This is a genomic window from Pseudovibrio axinellae, from assembly GCF_900110875.1.
In the GTDB taxonomy this organism is placed as follows: domain Bacteria; phylum Pseudomonadota; class Alphaproteobacteria; order Rhizobiales; family Stappiaceae; genus Pseudovibrio; species Pseudovibrio axinellae.
Genome location: NZ_FOFM01000010.1, coordinates 51,354 through 72,845 on the forward strand (window position 1 = coordinate 51,354; position 21,492 = coordinate 72,845).

General features: G+C 51.2%; 26 protein-coding genes and 1 tRNA gene. 5 read left to right on the forward strand and 22 right to left on the reverse strand.

The annotated features are described in order from the left end of the window. Positions 1-91: 91 nt before the first annotated feature. The 22 genes from BMZ51_RS18280 to BMZ51_RS18380 form a co-directional block, all read right to left on the reverse strand. Complete coding sequence (locus BMZ51_RS18280; protein WP_068007527.1) at positions 92-730, reverse strand: hypothetical protein; 639 nt, start codon at positions 728-730, stop codon at positions 92-94. Next, positions 730-2,037 carry a hypothetical protein gene (locus tag BMZ51_RS18285; protein WP_068007524.1) on the reverse strand — a complete coding sequence of 436 codons (1,308 nt, stop codon included), beginning with the start codon at positions 2,035-2,037 and terminating at the stop codon, positions 730-732. Before BMZ51_RS18285 ends, BMZ51_RS18280 begins: the two co-directional genes overlap by 1 nt. Positions 2,038-2,048: 11 nt before the next feature. Then, the gene (locus BMZ51_RS18290) at positions 2,049-5,309 is read right to left on the reverse strand and encodes a DUF4815 domain-containing protein (RefSeq protein ID WP_068007523.1); all 3,261 of its coding nucleotides are present in this window, start codon (positions 5,307-5,309) and stop codon (positions 2,049-2,051) included. A gap of 15 nt (positions 5,310-5,324) precedes the next feature. Beyond that, a complete protein-coding gene (locus BMZ51_RS18295; protein WP_068007520.1) occupies positions 5,325-6,434 on the reverse strand; it encodes a hypothetical protein in 1,110 nt (369 codons plus the stop codon). After that, entirely contained in the window at positions 6,431-7,279 is an 849-nt protein-coding gene (locus BMZ51_RS18300; protein WP_074882240.1) for a baseplate J/gp47 family protein, read from the reverse strand. The genes BMZ51_RS18295 and BMZ51_RS18300 overlap by 4 nt, the downstream gene beginning before the upstream one ends. A gap of 23 nt (positions 7,280-7,302) precedes the next feature. After that, the gene (locus BMZ51_RS18305; protein ID WP_068007515.1) at positions 7,303-7,704 is read right to left on the reverse strand and encodes a GPW/gp25 family protein; all 402 of its coding nucleotides are present in this window, start codon (positions 7,702-7,704) and stop codon (positions 7,303-7,305) included. Beyond that, on the reverse strand, positions 7,704-7,904 hold the full coding sequence (locus BMZ51_RS18310; RefSeq protein ID WP_068007511.1) for a hypothetical protein: 201 nt from the start codon (positions 7,902-7,904) through the stop codon (positions 7,704-7,706). Before BMZ51_RS18310 ends, BMZ51_RS18305 begins: the two co-directional genes overlap by 1 nt. A 14-nt stretch (positions 7,905-7,918) precedes the next feature. Further along, positions 7,919-8,440: a phage baseplate assembly protein V gene (locus tag BMZ51_RS18315; RefSeq protein WP_068007508.1), complete on the reverse strand. Its 522-nt coding sequence runs from the start codon at positions 8,438-8,440 to the stop codon at positions 7,919-7,921. A 1-nt stretch (position 8,441) separates the two neighbouring features. Further along, complete coding sequence (locus tag BMZ51_RS18320; RefSeq protein ID WP_074882229.1) at positions 8,442-9,200, reverse strand: hypothetical protein; 759 nt, start codon at positions 9,198-9,200, stop codon at positions 8,442-8,444. Continuing rightward, entirely contained in the window at positions 9,197-9,619 is a 423-nt protein-coding gene (locus BMZ51_RS18325) for a hypothetical protein (RefSeq protein ID WP_068007502.1), read from the reverse strand. The genes BMZ51_RS18320 and BMZ51_RS18325 overlap by 4 nt, the downstream gene beginning before the upstream one ends. A gap of 5 nt (positions 9,620-9,624) precedes the next feature. Beyond that, the gene (locus BMZ51_RS18330; protein ID WP_068007499.1) at positions 9,625-9,837 is read right to left on the reverse strand and encodes a hypothetical protein; all 213 of its coding nucleotides are present in this window, start codon (positions 9,835-9,837) and stop codon (positions 9,625-9,627) included. A 59-nt stretch (positions 9,838-9,896) separates the two neighbouring features. Beyond that, positions 9,897-10,235, reverse strand: coding sequence for a DUF2190 family protein (locus BMZ51_RS18335; protein ID WP_068007496.1), 339 nt, complete (start codon positions 10,233-10,235; stop codon positions 9,897-9,899). A 72-nt stretch (positions 10,236-10,307) separates the two neighbouring features. Then, complete coding sequence (locus BMZ51_RS18340) at positions 10,308-12,359, reverse strand: prohead protease/major capsid protein fusion protein (RefSeq protein WP_068007493.1); 2,052 nt, start codon at positions 12,357-12,359, stop codon at positions 10,308-10,310. 8 nt (positions 12,360-12,367) lie between these two features. Next, complete coding sequence (locus BMZ51_RS18345; RefSeq protein WP_068007488.1) at positions 12,368-13,900, reverse strand: phage portal protein; 1,533 nt, start codon at positions 13,898-13,900, stop codon at positions 12,368-12,370. Continuing rightward, positions 13,900-14,133, reverse strand: coding sequence for a phage head-tail joining protein (locus tag BMZ51_RS18350; RefSeq protein ID WP_068007485.1), 234 nt, complete (start codon positions 14,131-14,133; stop codon positions 13,900-13,902). The genes BMZ51_RS18345 and BMZ51_RS18350 overlap by 1 nt, the downstream gene beginning before the upstream one ends. Continuing rightward, positions 14,130-16,121 (reverse strand): terminase gpA endonuclease subunit, encoded by a 1,992-nt coding sequence (locus BMZ51_RS18355; protein ID WP_068007482.1) that lies wholly within the window; start codon positions 16,119-16,121, stop codon positions 14,130-14,132. Before BMZ51_RS18355 ends, BMZ51_RS18350 begins: the two co-directional genes overlap by 4 nt. Next, the gene (locus BMZ51_RS24535; protein ID WP_068007479.1) at positions 16,018-16,584 is read right to left on the reverse strand and encodes a hypothetical protein; all 567 of its coding nucleotides are present in this window, start codon (positions 16,582-16,584) and stop codon (positions 16,018-16,020) included. Before BMZ51_RS24535 ends, BMZ51_RS18355 begins: the two co-directional genes overlap by 104 nt. A 233-nt stretch (positions 16,585-16,817) precedes the next feature. Continuing rightward, the gene (locus tag BMZ51_RS24125; RefSeq protein WP_161941225.1) at positions 16,818-16,964 is read right to left on the reverse strand and encodes a hypothetical protein; all 147 of its coding nucleotides are present in this window, start codon (positions 16,962-16,964) and stop codon (positions 16,818-16,820) included. A gap of 222 nt (positions 16,965-17,186) precedes the next feature. Then, positions 17,187-17,420: a hypothetical protein gene (locus BMZ51_RS18365; RefSeq protein ID WP_068007477.1), complete on the reverse strand. Its 234-nt coding sequence runs from the start codon at positions 17,418-17,420 to the stop codon at positions 17,187-17,189. A 14-nt stretch (positions 17,421-17,434) separates the two neighbouring features. Then, positions 17,435-17,695 (reverse strand): hypothetical protein, encoded by a 261-nt coding sequence (locus BMZ51_RS18370; protein ID WP_068007475.1) that lies wholly within the window; start codon positions 17,693-17,695, stop codon positions 17,435-17,437. 27 nt (positions 17,696-17,722) lie between these two features. Next, a tRNA-Met gene (locus tag BMZ51_RS18375) sits at positions 17,723-17,794 on the reverse strand. After that, positions 17,794-18,486 carry a hypothetical protein gene (locus tag BMZ51_RS18380; protein ID WP_139201425.1) on the reverse strand — a complete coding sequence of 231 codons (693 nt, stop codon included), beginning with the start codon at positions 18,484-18,486 and terminating at the stop codon, positions 17,794-17,796. The genes BMZ51_RS18375 and BMZ51_RS18380 overlap by 1 nt, the downstream gene beginning before the upstream one ends. Positions 18,487-19,508: 1,022 nt before the next feature. Between BMZ51_RS18380 and BMZ51_RS18385 the strand changes: the two genes are divergently transcribed. The 5 genes from BMZ51_RS18385 to BMZ51_RS18400 all read left to right on the forward strand — a co-directional run bounded on the left by BMZ51_RS18385 (position 19,509) and on the right by BMZ51_RS18400 (position 21,441). Then, on the forward strand, positions 19,509-19,751 hold the full coding sequence (locus BMZ51_RS18385; RefSeq protein WP_068007470.1) for a hypothetical protein: 243 nt from the start codon (positions 19,509-19,511) through the stop codon (positions 19,749-19,751). A gap of 78 nt (positions 19,752-19,829) precedes the next feature. Continuing rightward, the gene (locus tag BMZ51_RS18390; RefSeq protein WP_068007468.1) at positions 19,830-20,345 is read left to right on the forward strand and encodes a hypothetical protein; all 516 of its coding nucleotides are present in this window, start codon (positions 19,830-19,832) and stop codon (positions 20,343-20,345) included. A gap of 178 nt (positions 20,346-20,523) precedes the next feature. Next, on the forward strand, positions 20,524-20,664 hold the full coding sequence (locus BMZ51_RS24130; RefSeq protein WP_161941224.1) for a hypothetical protein: 141 nt from the start codon (positions 20,524-20,526) through the stop codon (positions 20,662-20,664). A 98-nt stretch (positions 20,665-20,762) separates the two neighbouring features. Further along, positions 20,763-21,191, forward strand: a complete 429-nt coding sequence (locus tag BMZ51_RS18395; protein WP_068007466.1) for a hypothetical protein — start codon at positions 20,763-20,765, stop codon at positions 21,189-21,191. A gap of 10 nt (positions 21,192-21,201) precedes the next feature. Beyond that, positions 21,202-21,441, forward strand: coding sequence for a CCDC90 family protein (locus tag BMZ51_RS18400; RefSeq protein WP_068007462.1), 240 nt, complete (start codon positions 21,202-21,204; stop codon positions 21,439-21,441). Positions 21,442-21,492 lie beyond the last annotated feature (51 nt).

Sequence of the window (21,492 nt, forward strand, 5' to 3'; positions counted from 1 at the left end):
TTGTGTACCCGGCATCAAACTCCGGGCATTAAAAAACCCGCTCCAGCGATCTGCTGTGCGGGTGGGTTAGACTGGGGTAAGTGATGTTGGTTTAGGAGGCTACAGCCTCTGAATTCAGAATATCAGGAAGGGTTTGTGACTGGTCCCACAGCTCGTCCTGGGAAGGGTCAGGGATCGGGTCAAGTTGCTGGATTTGTGCAGAACGCTCCAAAACAAATGATCGGTACAGGATTGCAGCGCTGTAGACCGCTTCGACCTGCTCGCGGGTGGTAAACGTGAGCGTATCGCCTGCCTCTGTTGAGTATGTGCGACCCTCTGCTTCTACCAAGCCCATGTCGAATACGTCCATGAGTTCGCGGAGCCTTTGGAGGGATTGCTCGTTGGTTTTAAATTGCGTGCCGTTGATTTGAGCGCCAATCTCAATAAGTGCCTCAGCCTGATAAGCGACTTGCAAGCGCTCAAAAGTCACCGGCACATCAACCCATGTTTCAGCCCCAGCGTCCCACTCACAATTTGCATTAGGTTTAAGAGGAACCTCTACCGTCCCCTCTGGGTAATCATCAGTAAAATGGTGAGGCCGATCAGGCGTTACCCAACCTCCCGGTACCGTGTTTCCGTCCTCATCAACGCTATCTGGTAACTGATAGTCCTCAGGCACAACAGGTGCATGGTAATCATTAACCTGCCAATAGCCGCGCTCTGAGTGGTAAAAGCCTTTATCCATAACCATTAGCTACTGCACTCCATCCATTTCGTGAAGTTGCCCAATACCTGATAATAACTACCGGGCGGAATTGGGATAGGTGCGGAACCAGCATAGATTGATAGGTGTTGTGAATTGTCGCTTGAAACAGACATGGCTACATAGGTCGCATTGTAAGATATGAAAATTAAACCATCACTTGTATTTTGATAGACAGTATTAGGGCTGCGAGATGCGGTCACATCCTTCCACTCCATGCCCTGTAACCAGCCATCAACCTGCCCGATTCCTGCTGCTTCGGCCATTGCCGCCAAGTTGCCTTCATGGACACCTTCATGATCTCCAACAAGCACCTTGCCTATTTGAATAATAGAGTTTCCCTTGGCTTTGTATTCCTTATCAGACACGCAGTGCCAAGTATTAGTAACATCGTCATGCCAGAAGTGATCTACATTTTCACTGGTTTCATACGTGTCGATGCCCCCAGAGCAACTAGTAATAATTGCATTGTTGGGAATAAATAGGGGCTTTTCAAAGCTCTGGAAATCGCTAAATGTATTTTCCTGATCCAGTGAGGCCAATCCTGCCGCCTCTGCCATTTCAGCGAGGTTGCCCTCGTTTACATACATGACCCAATTTGAGCCCCACGTTTCGGCGTCAATGGATGCACGAGTGTATAATGCGCCAGTCTCTTTTCCTACAAACACTTGTAAACAACGTATATCGCTTTCTCTTACAGTTAGGCACGTGCCATGATTTACAGGTCCACCACCACTAGCACTCACTTGTTGGTGAGACAGGCCAAACGGGTAATTTTTAGGTGGTAGATTTAGATCGTTTTCAGACGTTGACTGAAATGAAGGAGCGCTTTGGGTTCCGCTGAACGCGTTTACAGCATCAAGTTTTGCCTTGCCAGCAAGCGCGTCCGATAGACCAGTAATTGTGCTCAAATCGTGCGTGTGGCTATTGTCTGCCTTACCTGCCAGCACTGCAGTTAGAGCTGTGGTAGTGACAAGATTTTGCCCCAGTCCCCACCCGTTATTGATGCGCATCAACACGGCACCAACAGCAGCCCCTTGGACGCTTACATCACTTAAGTCATCAAGAGCGTGATCATGGGTTACTGGTGCCAGGCCAGACAGGCTTTCGATTAACCCGTTGATGCCGGACACCTCGTGCCCGTGGCCCTCTGATGATTTGCCAGTTATATCAATCAGGACTTGCGCGAGGACAGTGTCCAGGTGAGAAATAAGTTGATTGACTTTACCATGATCGAGGGATACCTGCGCACTGCTGTCAAGCAACGGCAGGCCGAGATTGGGTGTGGTTGCCATCGGTAGCCTCCTTAAATTGCAGTCGCACGCAGCTCAGCCAACATGGGACGCACTGCAGGTGCTCCAGTCAGCTCAATCTCAATCGCACTCGTGGAACCCACGGCCCGATCAAGCTCATAAGTCACGTCTTCCCAGCCACCAATTTGCAAAATTTCCGCTGATTTCTTGGGAACATCAACAAAGCTTCCATCTGCCTGCCTCAGGCGTACGGAAACAGCAGACCCACTAGGCACATACTGTTTCAATCGTACAGGAAACCGCAGAGCGCCATCCGTATCAAATGCACGGCTTACGTAATTGGCAGCTTCAGCCATCGAGCCTTCACGTACCTGTATGCCTGGGAACAGGCGCGGACTGGCGTAGGCCGTGCCTTTCAAAATCGCTGCAACTGAAATATCCTCTGTGATCCAATTATCAAATTGATAGTTTTCAAAGGGTTGCAAAAGAATTTTCTCGCTGTTCGCACGGGTGATCTCAAACAATACTGAACAGCCTGTATCTGGCAGGTCACAGGTGGCAGCCACTTGTAAGTCCGAGCAGCGATCCAACGAAACACTACCCAGCTCAACGCGTGCTGTATCCAGCGTGAAAAGCGCCGCCCCCACCTTGAAAGTTAAGTCAGAACTATGGATCGGGACCCAGGTTGAATTGTTCGAGCTCTCAAGTTCAACGCCATTTGTGTACGGTTGTGCAGTTAATTTCCGCTTATTGATCTCATCGTACCCACCCAGTTCCGCCGCCGATATTGAATGCTCAGGGTCCGGTGTTTGTGCGATCAATGCCCATTGCCGGGTATTGCTCAAGTAGGGCAAACTTTCAAAAAAGCATTCATGCGGTGCGCCGATTGTCACTGTGTTCATGTCAATCAGTGTGCGGGCAACGCTTACATGTGTTGGGTAGCCGGACTCGTCCAGCTCACGGATTTCAACAAGTACCGGCACATCGGGATCGCCAAGATGGCAGAACCACAAGGTTGCGCTGGCGCAGTGCCGCGAATGAAACGGCCAGCTAAATGTTTGCCCGCGAGGGTCAACATCGCCATCGCTGCCATCGCGATCATTATTGTTGCTTGGTGTCGGCGGCGGTGCTGGGGTTGGGTCCGGTTCTGGCACAGGTACAGGCACCGGCACCTCTGTAATCACTTCCCGGATAATCACTTCAGGCGGTGGCAGCTGCAGCACTGTGGTTGTAATCTGTTGCATGGTCCGTGTAGTGATCATGCCCTGTCCAACGTGCTGTCCATAAGCGCGAGAGCCACCCTCACCATAAGCCTCGATCAGCTTGGTCCCGGCTGCAAAGGTGTTGCTGGGAATATCAAGATTGAATGAGATCTTCCCCTCATTATCCCCGATCAGATCATCCGAAGGGGTCATATCTACTTCATCAAAAAATACCTTCTCCAGCTTTTCACCATCGCCAAACCCCTCAAGATCAATCACGAGAGATTTTGCGCGGATAAACTCAGCAGGTTCTTCCGCTTCACCAACCACACTGTTTTCAACCACAGTGCCAGGTTCATCTCCATAAACCCGATGAGATACAGCTGACAGCCATGTCTCATCAATATCAGTCCAGTAATCAACAGCTGGTATTACCGTCATTTTTGCAGGAAACGGGGTGTGGTTGGCAAAGCGGTTGATCAACTTGCAGGTCGTCTGTGTGGTCTGCTCAACCACCTGTTCCACCTCATATGGCAGCATTTCAATAGCACCGTGAGCAAGCTCATGGACGGTCACCGTAAGGGGCGCTCGCAGTAACCCTTCACGGGTCGCTGCATTTTGAGAGATGCCTGCGTCACGCCAGCGGTCATCGACGAATGAGTCAACAAACATGCCCTTTTTTGCAACAGGTTCCTTGTCATGAATATCCAGTTGCAATCGATTGAGCGCGACCAAATCGAGCGCCTGCACCAAGCGATAATACATTGCTGCAATTGCATCGAACGTAAAGTTATGTGTGCCGTTGTTGATGACAGCCGGAACGCCATCAAATGAATTATGCACTTCCGCAAGCTTTAGCAGATGTTGCGGTGCAGCTGGGACCACAGGGCGGACATGCGGTAATCCGTGCACGTACTGGGGCACCCCATTTTGATCAAGGCAAACCAGATCAATCCGAGGTAAACGTTTTTTGTAGGTGATCTGCACATCACCGCCGTCCTGACCGGCAGGCAGGCGCAACCGATAAAGCTCAGTATCAAGCGGCTGAACAGCTTCAAAATAACGATAGGAAACAGTCATACTCGAACCGGAAGAGGGTTCATCGCCACTCAAAGACCAGTCAATCTGATCGGCTGTCAGTTGCCAGCTCTGCCCTTCTTGATAGCTTGTAGATCCTACCTTGACAGAAAGAATTTCCCGCACACTGTCAAATGCAAGGGCATCGCGACCACCAGCCACGCCTTTGGTGACTGCCTCGGTGTGCTCACGCTCAATCAAGGTCTGTACAACACTGTCAATTGGACCTTGCCGGATATCGACCCAAAAGTCAGAGCTGCCCTCAACACTGTGAAATTCAGCATCAATCTGGGCAGTCGCCCATCCTTCTTCCGCCAAAAGACGCAGCGCCCCTTCGCGTTGGCGCTTAAAGCCGTTAATGTTGGCAATGCCGCCCGCAATTGAAAACGCCTGTGCTATGCCGTCTATCCCTAGCGCGGTTACCTGGCAGCCCTCAACAATATAGTGGCCTCTAGCCTGCACATCATAAAGGCTGATCGCCTGCATCGTGGTAGAAAGCTCAGTTGGTGATGAGGTATCCAACAACACGCCACCAATGACGCGGTGGACAGGGTAGAATATCCCCTCGCCGCCATCATCAGGCAGCGCCCAGACAAGGCTCTTTTCTTCGCGGCAAGCCCCACCCTCACCTTCAGCTTCAGTTCCCGGTGCCAGCCCTACCAGCGTTGGATCGTCTTCAGGGCCAGTGTTTTTTGACATCAACCGAACACCTACATCCAGCGTGCCGGAAAACTCTACACCCTCAAAAAGTGCAGCCACTACAGGGCGCACGTCACCATCAATATAAATTTCACCTTCCTGCAGCTGCAGGGTCCCTGCGCCCACATTCACTTGCAGACCAGCCCCAGAAACCCGATCCCCATCACGGGAGGATAAAGAGCCAGCCCGAGCTGCCTGCCTTGCTGCAATAGCCTGCATTTCATTGAGCTCAGCACCTTGCAAAAACTGCCCTTCCCGGAAAATCAGCGAGGAGTCATTGGGACGAGCGGACGAGCGGTCATAGGCACCCGGTACAAGCGGATGTTCAAAAGCCATGGGGCAATCCTTATTTTATGAAAAGCTGAGCAAAAGCTTGATGCGCTCGCGGCGTGTATGTTGAAACTCAAAGGCCAACGGCTGGTGAAGCACAGGAGCAATCGGCGTGACGATCTGGTCAGGGAGCAGCCAGCTTTGCGCCTGAGGCAAACCCACGACTGGCTTTGCTCCCATCAAAAGCGCTATTGAGTGGAGCTCCTCACCAGCTCCGTTTCCAAACCCGGTCAAGGCCTCAATGAAAACCCGTTGTCCAGCAGGGTCAGGCCCGACCTTTTCACCATTAATTTGATATGTTGTGGTTTCCGATGAAACCTGCTGTGTGATTTTAAACCGCCGAGCACCAATCAGTGACCCGTCTTCCCGGTAAAAGCCCAGATACCCACCAAGGCGGACAAACTCGCCCGCCATAAATCGTTGTGCCGTCCCTGCGCCTAAATCTTCCCAGGGAACATCAACGCCTTCCCATGGCACGGTTAGGTCATCCCAGCTCAACCCGTCTCCGCCATCAATGTGGATACCAAGAGCCTGCTGAGTTGCTTTATCAAGTGCCAACGCGATTTCGTGATACTGCCCAAAGCTCCACTTGGTTTGATCTTCGCCAACCCGAACGCCGGAATGCGCAGATAAAATTGTAGACCCGAGTTTTGAATAAGAGAGTTCCAGCGCTCTGATATCGTAACCACGGAAAACGCGAGCAACTTTAGTCCTTCGGGAAACAGACAACCGGGCAACCCCGGCAACACGAGGCAGATCAGCCTCAGTTATTGGCAGCCTATCAAGAGCCAGTTGGTCCCAGTGCCACTTGCGCCGCCTGCTTGGAGCAACTTCAAGCGTTCCGCCGTACCCGATAAACCCAAGACCTTTGTAAACAGCCGCCTCAAACCCGCGAATACGCAGCCATTCCAACCCGTCATCATATAGCTCATAAACGTTGTCAACGTATGGGCTTAGCATCCCCAAGCCGGTTTCTTCTATCAGGTGCGGCATGATACGCGGTTGTGGGTTTGCCCACTTCATGCCCATGTTTTCAATATGTGGTCGTAATTGTTCAACTTCACTTTGTAAGTTTTTGCCAACTAAGCGGACCCATAGCTCTGCCGACTGCGGCGTCAATCCAGAACTCATCGCCCACGGCCCATTGATGTTATGCTGATTGACCCGAGCGCAATTGCCTCATTTGGATCTGCAATCACATCAGCAAAAGGTGCCTCAACAATCACATTGTTAATCCCGTCACGCATCGCAGTGCTGACCAACCAGGCCCGTGTAAGGTCTAGCCCAAGACGATCTTCAACCTCCCATGCAGCTCTCAGTTTCTCTTCCAACTCGATAGGCGCAGTGTCTCTGGCGTACTCCTCAAGCTGCACAATGAGTGCAACGTCAACAATCTTAGTCACAGCAGATACGACATTGAAGCGGTCAGAGGTCACTCTATTATCTGGTAAAATCAGGTGGGAATACACCGCCACCAAAAGCTCAGGCCCCGCAATGCCTCCAGGTACTGTTGACAGAACTCCGACGTTTAGCGTTGGATCAATACCATCATCCCAGATTGCAACATCCATCACATCAATATGCGCATCCATCGCAAGCGCTTTGTAGCGCTCCTCTGGCCCGCCACCAGAGCGTCCGGCAATATGAAGAAGGAGCCGTTCACGAAAGCGAGTATCTTCTTCGCCCGTCATGCGAGCAACACCGTAAAAGTCAGCTAACTTATCCAATGGGACGCCTTGTGAATACATCACAAAATGAGAAACCCATTCGTCATTTATATGGTGCCGGGTATTGATGAGTTCCGTTGCAAAAGTCTCAAGTACTCGCCTTAGCGGGTCGGCCTGAATATTCAACGTTGTGTAAGAGACGTCATGAGCGCTGAAATCAGTCATAACATTTTGTATCAATCGATCCGCGATTGTCTCAAAGGAAGTGTCGGTTATCAGCTCTGGAGGAAGAAGAGTATTATCGCTCATGACAGGTTCCATGTCTTAGGCTCTTACGCAAGCAAGTCTGGCTTCGAATATGCGACGTCTTTCCGTTCAGCTCGTTCAAAAGAACCCAAGTGGCCCAAGGGAAAATAGATACCTGATAATATCGTAGTTAACTTCGCAGGAACTGAAGCATCTATCGAAATATTCTCTAGATGAAATCGTGGCTCTCCATACCAAGTGCCACGAACCAAACGTGGCTGTAATGCAAGTGCGATAGAAAAGTAAAAGTCGACAATCAAATCTTGATGTTGAGGTTTATCGATAAGCTTAGAGATGTCACAACCCCAGTCTCGACGTTGAGCATATGAACCCAACTCGGCTTTAAGCGTGGTCAATATACAGTCTGTTGTATTTTCCCAGCCAGAATTCAATTCCGGCTGGGAAGTGCTAAAACCGAAGCTCGACATTATTTGTCCACGTCTGTTTTATCTTTAGACACACTCTGGCGCACCGAACTGTTTTTCTTTGCAGCAGGTTCTTTTTCTTCTACCAAATTGCCAGCTCTGCGATCAGCATCAGTGGCGAAAGGTGTACTGGTGATAACTTCATCTTTCTTACGCAAAGTACCATCAAACCAGAATGGCTTAAGGCAACGATATTTTTTCATGTTTTTCTCCTAAATTATGCTGGCGGGCCGGTGTTTTGGTTGCCCGGTTCAATGCCCTGATGCTGATGATCATGACCAACGTTCTTATCGTTATGCGTGAGACTTTCGCCATTAACTTTCACGTCCCCGACAAGCCTGATTGTCGATGCCGAGATGATCATTTCTTCATCGGACATTTTCATGCTTGTATCGCCTACTCCTTTAAACCACTGTCCGAGTTGGTCATGCGGTTGCAGAAACTCATCAGTGTATCCACCAGGCAAAACAAGGCCTCGCCCCGGTTCTCCTGTGGGATTAAGAACCAGAACCCTTTCTCCTTTTGAAAGAGGAGCCCACTCAGTAATGGCGCCTGCGCGGGTCAACTGAGGGAGGCGGTCACTATCAAGCCCCTGCATTTTGACTTCAACGGTGCCATCCTCATAAGAGGCTGTAACCTTTGCTTCGCGCATGAAATTGTTCTGCGCACGCAAGAGGTGGCGTGTCAGATTCTCAAGGCGCTCCAACCGAAGCAGGAGCTCATCGATAAAGTTGGGCATGTCACGAGCTGCCGTTTGAAGCGTGGAACACAATTTCAGGGGTAATAGATACCGGGGCATCAGGCTTAGGAATGCCGAGGGCTTCTCGCACCTTATTGGGGTAGTTCAGGTGCACAGCATGTTGCGTTGACAGAGAGAGTTCTTTGTCAAAAGCGTAGGCTTCAAGAAGGTCCTCAACGTACTCGCCGTACTCGCCCTTACTGCGAAGTTCTTCCAGAAAAGCGGTAACTTCTTCGCTTGGCTGGCCCACAATTGGGTCACGATCACACAGCACTTCAACCGTGATCTGGCGAGCAGCAACCTTGGATCCTCCTTCAACAGTTGCCCCACGGCGACTGATAACATTGTCATAGCTATTGATCAGAGATCTATAGGCATCACAAGCAAGATTATCGCCATGCAGTGCTCGGAAAATCTGCGCCTCGAACATATCAAGCGAGTACTCAAGCTCAGCGTCTGTGTTGGGGAGGTTCAGGTTAAAGGTTTCGTCCTCATCAACATCAAAAGCACCTATGAACACCTCGAAGGTGATGGTGATCGTCCGCTTATCTCTCTCGTACCCAAGAGCAGGAGGTCCATTGAAATCATAGTCTGTGTAGACTACGCACATTGGATACACGGTATCTTTCTTCTGCGTATGGACTGGCTCAATTTTACTATCAAAGATAAGCCTGCCCGCTATGGTTGGGAGTGGCTCATCCATATAGTTAGATAGTGCTGATACCACCGCCCACCGCAAGACTATCCGATTGAGGATCATCGTGTGACCTCCAACACGCGAAGCCGCATTTCAATGCGCTCCATACCGTCTGGTTGAACATCTAAAATCTTGAATTTTGGGAATTCAGGTTTGGAGGTGATTTCGAAAATATCACCCTGCTCTGGATGAGTTTCCAAGTTCTCAAAGTAGTGAGCTGCAACCGAGGCAAAGGGAGCGCTACCGATTGAGATCGCTCTGAAATCGTTAGCTTCCCTGTAGGTCTTACGTACGCCCAATTGCATGCCAAATTCTTTTGCTGCGTAAATAAAGGGGCAGCGCCCCACAACGACCGCTCTGTTGGGGTCAGGCTTGGCGCGACTGTTAGTGGTTTCATCAGACATAGGAGTGATTTTGAACTCATAATCTCCCATGACATCATCAATGGTGTCAGAAGCCATATGCACCAAGTCCTGAAACATCCCTCTTATCCCTTGGAAGTGGTCTTGCGGGGAGTGCCTCGTTTCGCAGGTGCTTTTTGGGCGTCCTGTTCAAGCGGCTCACCATCTTCATCCACTTCAATCAATAGCCCTGCTTTCACGTAGCCCTTCGCACCTTCTTCAGTTAGGCGCAGAGCAGTGTCTACAGCAAAGGGTTTGCCCTCAATTATCGTTCTGCCAGTGGTCTTGTAGTTTTTCATCGTGGGCTCCGCAATGTGGGTGCGCTATGATCAGCGCACCCAATTGATAAGGTCAGCACTTAGAAGCTGCGCAGCAGCATGATCCGCCCGATTGTGGCATCAACTGAAGCAGGCTGTTCTGCAACGCCCGCATAAGTGTTGTCGGTCGCGGTCGTGGTCATGGTGTCAGTATCTTCGTCGTAGTAGAGCTTTACGCCCTGCTCCCAGACTTGAGCACCTGTTTTGCCGTACTCGTAGACACCTCCGGTGGTGTCCAGTTCGTACTCATCGCCTTCTTCAGCGCTGGTTTGAGAAATTCCAGACATTGCGCCGACCGCGTAGAATTTGCCCGATTGGGCGCCACCGGTTCCAGCAACCACCGTCACGCGTTCACCGGATTTGATATAGTTCTGAGCCATCACTCTTCCTCAGAGTTTGGACATAAAAAAACCGGCTAGAGCCGGTCGTTCATGTGCTGGTTTAAGTAAGGGTTATTCACCAGCGTTGCGCTGGATTGCTTTCCGATCAACAGGTGCTGCACCAAAGTCCAGACGAATCTTGAGCTGCATCCCATCAACTTTAAAGCCCATCTGAGTTTCAGTAGATGGGCCGTTCTCACCTTCCAGATAGGCAAACTCAACTGCAGGTGCCTGATTGGGATCAGCAACCATATGCCATGCTTTCCCGCTGATATCTGATAGACGATCTTCAACGATGCGTTCGTAGCCTGTCAGATACTCAGGAACAGTGTCTGTGGTCTTCGTTGGCGAGATCGGCGCAAATAGATGAGCTGCAGGCAACTCCAGTTCTGTCGGCAGTAGGATAAAGCGAGGACGTAAGCGCAACTTTACCTTGCCAGAAACGTCCAGCTGCTGAGACATCCTGATCCGTCCGGCAGCGATTGCATTCAGCGAGAGCGCCGATGCTGCGCCAGTGAGCAGGTTCTTGTGGTCAGCATGGAACAGAGCCTTGCCGTCCGACATTTTCTTGTTGTCGACCAAGCAGTTGTAAACAACGTCGGATTCCAGAATTGAAACCTGATTACCAAACTTGCGTGGCAGGTCATTAAAGACGTTCAGGTCATCATTGACAATGGCTTGGCGGGTAATGCCGATGATGCGGCCATAAGTGCCGATGCGGTAGCTTTCTTTACCTTCACCGATAGTAGTGCTCTCGTATTCACCATTCTCATTGACCTTGCGCAGCTCGCCAACTTCGCCAACACTGATGCGGTGCATGTCACGGAAATCCGTTGCCGTTGCCTGCTTGGCCCAACCGCGGAATGTTTGAGTTTCTCCCTGATAGGCCTGCATCACCTGACGGTTTACAACACCTTCCAGAATGATCGGGAAATCACTGGTACCTTGGAATGCGCGTTCCGCCAGTTCCATGGCGCTCAAACCGCGAGTTCTTTCGCCAGCAAGCTCCAGACATTCGCGAGCCATTTCCTTCAAGGTCAGGCCACGATAATCGCGAGCAGGGTCAGTGAGCTTATAGTGGCCGGGAGAACAACGATGCAATACCGCATTTGTCATTGCTTCGCGTCGCGTGTCTACTTCGTCCTGGCGGCCCCTAGGTTCAGCGGAGTTGGAGTGAGGGAAGGTCTCGCTTCGCTCCTCATCCTGTGCCTTTGCATCCAGAATTGCATCCTTGAAATCAGCAACAGACGTACCATCGTCGATTGCTTTGCGTACCTTGGCATCCGCCATGTTGTGCTGTTGCCCCAGAACATGAATTGATCGGGCGCGCTCTCGCTCCTGCTCACGGGCTTCATCAGCAGCTGCTCCCCGTTCCGCATCAACATCCACAGGAGGTGTTGAAGAGGCGTCGTTAACAACGACAGGGGGTTGAGCATTGCGCTCGCCACCGGTTGCGGAAGGTTTGTTTGCATCAGGTGCCGGGTCCGCATTGCGCTTTGGCATGTCTTCATCCTCTTGAATTAATGCCGTATCTTCCACGGCAGCTTCGGAGCGTACTAGGACGCAGTCGAATTCGGTTTCATCATTAGGCTTGACTGAGCGTGAGTGCGCACCGGCATCAGCTGGCACAGGAACAACAGAGATCTCTGAAGGCTCCCAATCAATTGCCCGCCATTCCGGAGCTGGCTCATCGTCTTTTTCGATTTTCTCAAATTTGTAGACCCGATACCCAACACTCACTTGGAATGGATGGCCGTCACGCAAATCCTGAATGATCTGTTCTGATGTCTCTGAAGAGTTGAGTTTGACAAGGCAGTATCCCTTGCCGTCAGCCAGTCGCACGCTTCCAGGAACAATCGTACCAAGGCGATCTTTCATGCTCCACTGCGAGTGCGAGTCGAGCAGTGACATGCCTTTTTCAAAACGCTCCATTCGCATGGCTTCAGAAGACATGACCAGTACTTCATTGTAAGGGCCATGCTGCCAGGAGTTGCGCATGTAAGGCGTGTCGGTCGCGAAGATGACTTCAACCGTGCGCTCACCTTCGTTGAAGGTTGCTGAACGCACTTCTCCCGGGGCGTTCCCTTTAGGGATCCGGATATTCTCTTGCAGTCGCTTTGGCATGAGGTTTCCTAGCTTTCGTCGCTATCATTGCCCTCGCCAGATGGATCACCTGCGAGGAAAGCTTGCATTTGCTGGTGAAGCTGACCTTGGCTGGTCAAATAGCGCGGGTCGGAGTCCAAAATGATGCCCATGTCGTCGAGTAAAACATTGGCCTCTTGGATCTCCTCCAGCACCTTACGTGGGTTGCCACCGCGTTCTGTTATCACTTGTTGCAGGGTCTTCATGCCCGATCTGATCGCGATTAAGTCTGCGCGAACATCATCAATCGGATTGATGTGCTCAAAAATCGGCAGCGTCCACATCACCGGGATGGGTTCTTCAGGGGCAATGCCCACAAGGTGTGCCATTTCAAGAAACCAGCGCCAAACCGGACGGCAAACCTGATGGATCATCAGGTGTTTCTGGCAGCGGCGCACAAACGCACGATAGGCAACCAGAGCGGAGCGTCCTGAGGAATAGTTGACCTGCCCAAAGTCTTTGGCAACCAGCTCGTAAGGTGCCCGCATGCCCGCTGAAATACCCCTTAATGATAATCGAGTAAACTGCTCGGTATTGCCGCCAACAGCAGGCGCGTTGAAATTGAGTTGACCTTTTCCTCTAGTAAGATAGATCAATCCTGGTTCGATCTGCTCTATCCTGTTGCCATCTGTATCAAAAACACCAACCCCAACAGTAGCGTCGGTTTCTGATATCTGCTCTTCCCCAATATCCAAAGACCCAACCAGGCAAGCTTCAGTTAGCTTACGAACCAGTTCAGCTCCCTCGTAATCCCTGTATTCTTTTGCGTCGATGATAATTGGTGTGGTCCACGGGAGTCCTCTCACCTGAGTTCGCTTGGGCTCATACAGGTGGAACACATCTGCGGACTTAATTAGTTTTGACGTTGCCTGCCCGCCGCCAAATCCGTTGGCATCATTGGGGTGACTGGAGTACATCCAATAGCCGGTGCGCGCACCAATCTTGTCAAATTCAATACCACTCACGATCTGCCGGTTCTTGGAACTGGCTTCACGCTTGCTCTCATCAATGAACTCAGATTCAAAGACCTGTACCTGCATGGGCACCAAACGTTCATCCAGAAAGCGGCGGGTGCGACGGCGACCAAACATTTCTCCGGAACCAACAAGGCCCGCGCACAGCTGGCCTTGTTGGCCATAAAAGTCTAATTGCCCGTCAGGGGCAGACTTTTCAACCCACAAATCCCACGCGTCATTGATGCGTTGGTTGAGATCGGGGTTATTACTGGCAGCACGAGGGATAATACCCGTGCCCACAAAGTTATCGACGTGGGTGCTGACCGCACTCTCAACATACTTGTTGTTGTTGATAAGATCACGAGATCGAGCGCGCAATGTCGCAGCATTCGCCTGAATGTCCGTATCAGGTGAGTTAGAGCTGGGCCGCCAGTTACTGACACGAGGACCGCTACTAGCACCGTCATAACCTCTGGTGACTACATCAAGCACCGCCCGCGCTCGCGCTCTTTTCAAACCAGAGGACGGAGAAAAGAAGCTTATCGTTTTATCAAGAACGTTGGCCATTACAGTCCATTCGAGAAGTTGGTACGAATAACGGATCTAGAGCGCTTTCCGTCGGCTGCATCGATGGACTGCTTTAGGTCACGGATTGCCTGAACCATTTCGCTGTCAGACTTGTATTCCACGTCGTAGTCACGGAATTTCACTCGCGCAGCTCCAGAAAACCGCGCCTTTTCAAGCTTATTCAAAAGCTCTTTCTTTTCGCTGGTCGTCAGGCCGGATATATCGTCACTCACCAGATGCTCCCTCGCTCACCAAACCAGTTGCTCTTTTTCTTCTGCTGACGTCTTGTGGTCTTGGAAACGCGCCGGACCGGAGAGTTTGCACGCAATTGGAGAACGTTCTCCAACTTACCTGCTGCAGCCTGCATCGCTTCACAATCAAAATAGTGGTTGTCTTTTTGGCGCTGGACCCATTTGACCTGACCACTCGCCTTCTTCAAACGAGCCTCGGACACCATCTGCTTGCAGTAGTCCTCCGAAACATCTTCAGGGAGATGCCATGCACCCAGCTGGTCACTTTCCCAGTTGAGCCGTTCATGCACCCAGCGTTTGAAGTAGTCCGTATCAAGCCGGTAGTGCTCGATCTCGTTCTTGAGAAGTGTACCGTTCACATTCACGTCTACCTTCGTAGCCGCGATGGGGCGAAGCATCTGCGAAGAAGAGCCTTTTGTTGCCCGGGCAATTCGTTTGTTCCGCTGACAAAACTCATAGACGCGGTGAATTGGGACTTCGTCTTTCTTACCTGGCCTAAATCCCGCATCGATGAGAGCGAGACGGATCGGGATACCGTCAAAGTCTTTCTGCAAAAGCTCTTCCAGGTCTTCCCAGACAAAGTGCTCTTTGGTCTCGCCATACAGCTGTCCGTATTCAAGGAGCCACGAAGTTGCGCGTTCACCCCATCCACGAATGGTGTAATACAGGCAGTTTTTCTGCACATCGATGCATGTCGTGATCTTCTTCACGCCGCTGGGGGCCTGCCCGATCACATAGCTTGGTGAGGCGAGTTCCTTCACCTTGGACCAGCTGGGAACCTCTCCGCCACCAGGAGCATACAGCTCACCAAAGGAAGCGTTGATGCAGACCTGAATTTCATCAGGATCACCGGTCTTTACCGCTTCCACATATTCTGCAGCTCTATCACCCCAGGTAACAAAAGGTGATGCTAGTCCACTGACCCAAAGGCTTTTGGTCCAGCTTTCAGGCTCTGCGCCTAAAACCGTTCCATCCGGCTGAATACTTTGGCCCGGGGCAACCGGGACGCCGCGAGCATTCATCTTCTCTTTATGAGAATGATCAATATCCAGACCACATACAGCGCACTGCAGTCTTGCCGTATTGCGTGCAATAATCGGATCTGAAGCCAGTTCCCGCCCTGTATGATCTACTGGCTTGTCCCACTTTAGATTTCGAAATCGCGGGATGAAATACTCACCACAATGTGGGCAAGGCCATGCCCAGTGATGCCGTGTTCCGGATTGCCACATCCTCCAGATAGTAGATTCAATCTGGTCAGGTTCCTGTTCAGCCCAGAATTCAAGCCCAGTTTCCTCATCACGCTCTATCTCCGAAACACCGATTGATGGCGTCGAGGATGCAGCATGAACAAAATCTGCGTAGGTCTCACCGCGCTTATCAATGAGTCGGAGAGGATTACCCTGCCCTTTGACGTTGGCGATGAGTTCATCAACTTCATCACTGAGTGCAAGTCCGAAGGGGTCTGACTTCAGCGCAGTTGAGGACCCCCCATGTGCCAGCCGAAGCGGAACGCCTGCGCATACCTTCTTCGTCTTGGTCTGGCGTTTAGTTGCACTAACTTTGTCGGCAAGAGCTGCGGTGTCCGTAAGGAAATCCTCAACCCGAGGTTCAAGCTGTTCTTTAATAAACTGCTTGGTGGGACCAACAAGGATCATTGGAACTGGAGAGGTGTCTAGCCTCTCGCCAATAATATCAAAATAGCTATCCGTTTTTCCGCCTTGCGCATGCATCACAAGCACAACACGCTTATGCGTTCTGGCCTGTACCCAGCGAACAAAGGGGATGTTGTAGGGTGTCAGCTCTGGCTTGCGTGGTCCGGGGTGGCCACTGTGTTTTGGATACACACGATTGTGCCTACCCCACTCATCCGGCGTCATCCTCGGACTTGGCTTCAGAAGCTCCGCTACCCTGCTGTAAAGCTTTGGTAGTTTTGAGGAAACTTCCAACCAGTCTGCTTCGCTCACCATCACAGATTTTTTCAATGCGGCGCCGTTCATCCAGATCCCTTGTGATCTGCGCTGGAAGTGTGGACATGGAGGTCAAGAACTCACCAGTCACATCTTCCAGAGCTTCCATGGCCTCATCAATTGTGATCAACTCACGATCTTCACGGGCCATCTTGCGAACCAGAGCTTGCTCACGGCGCTGCGCCAGCTTGTCGGCACTGTTTGGCGCCAACTTTGAAACTTCGCCCTGCACTTTGAAATCGATGAAGGCCTTCACGTTGAATGTGAGAGGGAACTTCCCTCGGCCTTCCTTGCGCAGCACACCTTCAGAAACGAGCTGGCCGAGCCTGCGCGGCGTGATATCCAGGAACTTGGCCATCTCACCCGAGCCGACCATCTCCGGGAGCTTGCTATTTGCAGGCGCTGCGCGCTTGGCGCATGCAATCTTCTTTGCCTTCGCATCCTTAGGTGTCTTAGTTGCCATGCATTTGAACTCTTTTTAAAAAACGGCAGGTCCGTGAGATTGGCTCGTCACCACTTCCAAACGTGGATCCAAACATCCCGCGTTTCGCTGGGAAAAAGGTTCCCCGGCTATCGATGCCTGCCCACCGACTCCTCCCTGCCCCTTGGGAGGAATAAGGGCCTCCGCACACGCCTACAAATACTCCTGGTGGAACCAGAACCTTCAACGTGTGCAGAGAGGACTATGCGTCAGTGCTAACTGATATTCACGTCAGAACCACGTAGAGCTGCGATAACACCAACAACGAGCAGGACCGACCATTTGAAGGCGATCCCAAGGCCGCACGTCAATCCTAGCCAAGTCCAGAAACCGGAAACATAAAGCTGTAATATCTCTATCATTGCTTACCTTCTGGCATCGGCAAGCACCCAAATGCCCACAGCATATTGACCTGAAAACAGTAGAGCCCCCAATAGGCTTCAAGAACGGAGGGATGCATCAGATTTCTCTCGCTTTACGTTCAATAAGGTCAAACACAGTGCCCCCTGCAACAGCTTCTGGACTGTTTCAAAGCAGCAAACGGATCATGCCTGCTCCATCCACAGTCCCTCTCTCTGGGGGTGTTAATCGGCTGGTGTGAGGTCGATGTAGAACGTATCCCCCAACCCCAGCTGCTCAAGAGCGGCTGGATTGGTGATGGTCATCTTCAACTCACCACTTGGGGTCCACTTGCTCCAACCCTCGTTGTCATTACCATTGTGCACTGCGTTCAGCGTGACTTCAGCGCTAACTTCTCCAGGTGACGGGTTGTGGTGGTTTGTGATCTTTGTGACGAAAAACTTTGCTCGAATTCCCATTTTTCTTTTCCTTATTATTGAGGTGAGGAAGGACGCGATTTCGCTTCCATCGGATCCAGCAGAAGGTCCTCTCGGGCTCGCTCCATCAGCTTTAGCGCAACAGCAGTGCCTACATTAAAACACGCAATGCCGAGCCAGTTTCTCAGCACCAGCTCTGCATCTGAAACTTCTTCGGCTAGATCTCCGAATGTGCGTTGCTCAACAAAAGTGCCAACGTCTTTTGGCATTTCTTTGCGAATAATCTCACCGACGCCGACATAGCTCTTCTGATGCATAATTTGACCTTTGTTTTAGAGGGATGATTGCAGGGAGTGGATTTGAACCACTGACCTCAAGGTTATGAGCCTAGCGCGCCCGGACTTCTCTACCCTGCTTAAAATTTCACGAGTTTTGCGATGCGTTTCTCAACCTGCACCCTGAGTTCCTTGGGAGCTTCCTGCTTGAAGGTTATCAAGGCTTGGTCTTTCTGCATCTCTTTGCCCAATGCAGGGCCAAACAAACGACGCACACGGTAGCCAGCTCTCTGCGATGACTTGAACCGGCCTTTTGTGTCTCTTGGCTGGCTGGATTTTTTGCCAAAAGTCCAAAATTCTTTAGGCAGCGCACTGGATGTGCTTCCACCTGGGATCAATGCAAAGAAGCCGCCATTGGAGGAGAACGAGCGCTTGAATGTTCGTGGAGCATTCCAGACACCGGACTTAACGAAGCCCTGATCATCAACGGAACGACCCGAGTTATACCGCTTTGCTGTGCGCCCCTTAGAGGAAAGAGCCTTCAGCCCCTTGTAAATCTCGATCTTGCCGCCCTTGTTGTTGGCAACGATCACCCCGGCAAGCTCAGCAGGCTTCGAAAACGCCCGCGTGTTCTTCACAACGTAGCTTTGATAGTTCCCAGGCTTCAGCGCCATCTGCTTGGCGGCAGCTTTCTGAACCTTGGTTTTTACTTTTTTGGTTGCAGCCATCACCCCGCGCTGGGCTTCCTGCTTCCATTTCCCATTTGCAAGCAGTTCAGAATGCTTCTTAAAGCTCACTAAGTGCTTGGTTTTCAGCGTAACTTGAACTTTCATGGCCAGTTTCCATTCCATACCGTTTTCGGAATCGGAAATCCGAAAAAAAAAATCCAAAAAACGTTCAAATACTGCGCTGCGGCTGCCCCGCGGTGGTCCCCCCTCTGGAAGGAACCTATGGGGGTGGGGTGAACAAAGGGGGATCAGGTGGCCTATAGGTCACAGAGTGCAGAAATGCCACGTGGCGCGACGGTGACAGTGTGGTGATCCTGCACTTGGCACGCGGATTGCTACGCGATGCACGCGGGGTTCCTTCTCTGCTTTCCGTGAGGCTAGGTTGATCAATGGGAAACGTTGAGGGGGCAGTTGCTACCGGGTGCCGGTCCATACCGGGCACCCTGCCCCTCTCAGAGAGCACGCAACAAAAAACCCGCCAACTAGGGCGGGTAGTCTTTGGGGAGGCTTACGCAATCTCTCAACGTGGGAATACTTGTGACTCGTTTTTAGCGTTTCGGCAAGTGATTCGCCTACCAAATCCAAATATTTTTGGCCTTTCTTTTGTTGTTTCTCAATGAGTTATCATTTTAACGGATCAAATTGGTGCTTTTAATGTTGACTATAAGCTCAAAATGATCTTTTATTTAGCCATCGGAACAAACAAGCCGATTGGCCCAGAAGCCAGCTCATTGACAATAAGCCGATAGGAAATTCCAATTTTTGGAATGTTTGCCAAAACTGAGTTTAACCGCTCCCCTTGGCAGATTGCACAAAACACGGATCACAATTTCAAATCGTCGCAATAGGGGAACCTTCGACAACGCACGACAAAGCGTTGCAGGGAACGGGGTTAGCGTGTGACCTGACTTACAAGCAACACGACGGAATTTTGCAGAAGGACTGCAACACACTCGCAAAGCATGAGTGTGCCAGCCGATTACCTAGGGGCTTTGCTTCTTAGGTTTTCGTCTAAGGCACTGGATAGGGCGACGGATCAACAATGGGTTCGTTTAAGTGAACGAGTTGGAATTCCTAGACGCCATGCGGAAAACGTGTGGCGTTCGGTGTTCTAACAGGGGGGTTACATGTTCTCGATTTCTGAAGTTCAAACCAGCATCAAACAATTTGCATCATCCAACGGGACAATCACACTTAGAGGTGCAACGCTAGCGCTTAAGCCTTTTGGATTGTCAGTGCATGCTCGCATCACTGATGGCGCAATGTGCAAAGACTTCTCTGGCTCTCTCATAGCGCAACGTATCAGCGAAACGCACAACATTTACCGCGCAAGCGATGTCCTTACATTCGCTTCTAAGCAACTCACCTAAGCCAATGCCTCTTCACTAGCCGCCAGTCTTGGCGGCATTTGTGGAAGTATTGTTTATTCTAACCAAAGGAACCCAATCATGTCTTTCAAAGTTCTTTCCGGTAAAGCTCTCTCACGCGCTATCTCTGGCTACGGCAAAACAGCTGCGAGCTTTGCGCAGCGCACGCACCAACTCGCATACTGTGCACTCCTGCACGTGGAGGAGCACAATTGTGCCTCTCTCCTTACAAAACTCTACGAGTCCTCTCCTACCAATTATCGCACACAAATTCGCGAATATGCATGTGCACTTGGCAAGGTTGCATTCGACACTGACAAGCAGGAGTTTGCCTATTCCAAGGGCAAGAAGTCCGACATGGAAACCGCGTTGCGTGTATCGCCAGCTGAGTTCCAGCGCGAGATAAAGCAAAGTGCAAGTGCGTCTAAGTCCTTCGCTGACCGTCTGTCAGCACTGGTTGAGAAAGAAATGAAGGCGGAAAGTGGTGACCATGCGCTTGCAAAGAAGCTCGCCAACTTCCTCAAAGCGAACGAACCAAAGTCTGTAATCGCTCCTGCAAATGATCAGGGAGAGGTGCAGCTGGAACTGGCATCCTGATAGTCCCCCACACTCCCCCCTTGTATGGGGGTGGTGTGGCTCCCTGAAAGCACGTGCCAACGCATGCTTTCAAGGTGCCATACCTGCACCTGTATCCCACCCACCAGCCAATTTTCAAAACACCAGAGATTTAGACGGGAGGAATCTGTCTGCACTCTGGCGTATGGAGGACACGGACATGCCACGTTATCACAAGCATTTTGAGACTTACGCGCAAGTACAGCGCCGTGAATTCCGTGATGAAATTGCTGAGTTTGTCGCCAACGCCGCGCTCCAACGCAAGCGCTACCAGTCTCGACGTATCCTGACTGCACGCTGATATGTCGCGCCACTTCTATTTCTCAGTAGCCATGCTGGCGCTCTGCATCATGGTGGCTGTCCACTCCCTTTTCATCATTCCAGCCTGACGGAGAACGCATGGAACACTCCATTCCAACAATCTACTCGCGGCTTGAGCAACACGCCGAGCCAGTTTTGCAGAACTACAAGACTGATCTCACAGAACACGACCGTCTTGAGTGTCGCAGTCTGAAGGCAGGACAAGGGGGGATCTGGGGTGTTCGCGAAAATGGCACACACTTTGTCGTCTTCCCTCTCCTCTATGGGCTGTCACCAGTGGTACTCGCCGAGCTCCTCAAGAAAAGCCGCATTACCCTTGAGCACATCAAAGAGATTATGCGTCTTCACCCTAAGGCGCGTTGGTACAACTTCACCTGTGAGACGAACCAACGTGGAAAAGTGCGCCTAACTACAGCTGAGCACGCACTGTCACGGCTGAATGCGTCACTTGCCTCAATCCAAGCAAGACTTGCAGAGGTAACCAACGCTCAACCCCATTCACAGTGAGACACTGACAATGGCCCTAGTTTTTGATAGCCTGTCCTACGCAAAAGATTTGGAAGATAAAGGTGTGCCACGCAAGCAAGCAGAGGCACACGCCAACGCAGCGCGGGACTACATCATGAAAGATCTTGTCACGAAAGAAGACTTGCGACTGGCGCTGGAGAACCACGCCAATGTTATGACCATTCGCCTTACTGGCATTATGGCCGCAATTCTTGGTTCGTTTGCGCTGTTCGATAAGTTCTTTATCTAGCCCTCCCACTCATTCAACAATCCACTTGAAGCGCTCCCATCTGGGGGCGTT

Bases quoted from the DNA above. Each gene is read 5' to 3' on its own strand.
- BMZ51_RS18280 (WP_068007527.1), bottom strand. From the start codon at position 730: ATGGTTATGGATAAAGGCTTTTACCACTCAGAGCGCGGCTATTGGCAG.
- BMZ51_RS18285 (WP_068007524.1), bottom strand. From the start codon at position 2,037: ATGGCAACCACACCCAATCTCGGCCTGCCGTTGCTTGACAGCAGTGCG.
- BMZ51_RS18290 (WP_068007523.1), bottom strand. From the start codon at position 5,309: ATGGCTTTTGAACATCCGCTTGTACCGGGTGCCTATGACCGCTCGTCC.
- BMZ51_RS18295 (WP_068007520.1), bottom strand. From the start codon at position 6,434: ATGAGTTCTGGATTGACGCCGCAGTCGGCAGAGCTATGGGTCCGCTTA.
- BMZ51_RS18300 (WP_074882240.1), bottom strand. From the start codon at position 7,279: ATGAGCGATAATACTCTTCTTCCTCCAGAGCTGATAACCGACACTTCC.
- BMZ51_RS18305 (WP_068007515.1), bottom strand. From the start codon at position 7,704: ATGTCGAGCTTCGGTTTTAGCACTTCCCAGCCGGAATTGAATTCTGGC.
- BMZ51_RS18310 (WP_068007511.1), bottom strand. From the start codon at position 7,904: ATGAAAAAATATCGTTGCCTTAAGCCATTCTGGTTTGATGGTACTTTG.
- BMZ51_RS18315 (WP_068007508.1), bottom strand. From the start codon at position 8,440: ATGCCCAACTTTATCGATGAGCTCCTGCTTCGGTTGGAGCGCCTTGAG.
- BMZ51_RS18320 (WP_074882229.1), bottom strand. From the start codon at position 9,200: ATGATCCTCAATCGGATAGTCTTGCGGTGGGCGGTGGTATCAGCACTA.
- BMZ51_RS18325 (WP_068007502.1), bottom strand. From the start codon at position 9,619: ATGTTTCAGGACTTGGTGCATATGGCTTCTGACACCATTGATGATGTC.
- BMZ51_RS18330 (WP_068007499.1), bottom strand. From the start codon at position 9,837: ATGAAAAACTACAAGACCACTGGCAGAACGATAATTGAGGGCAAACCC.
- BMZ51_RS18335 (WP_068007496.1), bottom strand. From the start codon at position 10,235: ATGGCTCAGAACTATATCAAATCCGGTGAACGCGTGACGGTGGTTGCT.
- BMZ51_RS18340 (WP_068007493.1), bottom strand. From the start codon at position 12,359: ATGCCAAAGCGACTGCAAGAGAATATCCGGATCCCTAAAGGGAACGCC.
- BMZ51_RS18345 (WP_068007488.1), bottom strand. From the start codon at position 13,900: ATGGCCAACGTTCTTGATAAAACGATAAGCTTCTTTTCTCCGTCCTCT.
- BMZ51_RS18355 (WP_068007482.1), bottom strand. From the start codon at position 16,121: ATGGTGAGCGAAGCAGACTGGTTGGAAGTTTCCTCAAAACTACCAAAG.
- BMZ51_RS24535 (WP_068007479.1), bottom strand. From the start codon at position 16,584: ATGGCAACTAAGACACCTAAGGATGCGAAGGCAAAGAAGATTGCATGC.
- BMZ51_RS24125 (WP_161941225.1), bottom strand. From the start codon at position 16,964: ATGATAGAGATATTACAGCTTTATGTTTCCGGTTTCTGGACTTGGCTA.
- BMZ51_RS18365 (WP_068007477.1), bottom strand. From the start codon at position 17,420: ATGGGAATTCGAGCAAAGTTTTTCGTCACAAAGATCACAAACCACCAC.
- BMZ51_RS18370 (WP_068007475.1), bottom strand. From the start codon at position 17,695: ATGCATCAGAAGAGCTATGTCGGCGTCGGTGAGATTATTCGCAAAGAA.
- BMZ51_RS18380 (WP_139201425.1), bottom strand. From the start codon at position 18,486: ATGAAAGTTCAAGTTACGCTGAAAACCAAGCACTTAGTGAGCTTTAAG.
- BMZ51_RS18385 (WP_068007470.1), top strand. From the start codon at position 19,509: ATGTTCTCGATTTCTGAAGTTCAAACCAGCATCAAACAATTTGCATCA.
- BMZ51_RS18390 (WP_068007468.1), top strand. From the start codon at position 19,830: ATGTCTTTCAAAGTTCTTTCCGGTAAAGCTCTCTCACGCGCTATCTCT.
- BMZ51_RS24130 (WP_161941224.1), top strand. From the start codon at position 20,524: ATGCCACGTTATCACAAGCATTTTGAGACTTACGCGCAAGTACAGCGC.
- BMZ51_RS18395 (WP_068007466.1), top strand. From the start codon at position 20,763: ATGGAACACTCCATTCCAACAATCTACTCGCGGCTTGAGCAACACGCC.
- BMZ51_RS18400 (WP_068007462.1), top strand. From the start codon at position 21,202: ATGGCCCTAGTTTTTGATAGCCTGTCCTACGCAAAAGATTTGGAAGAT.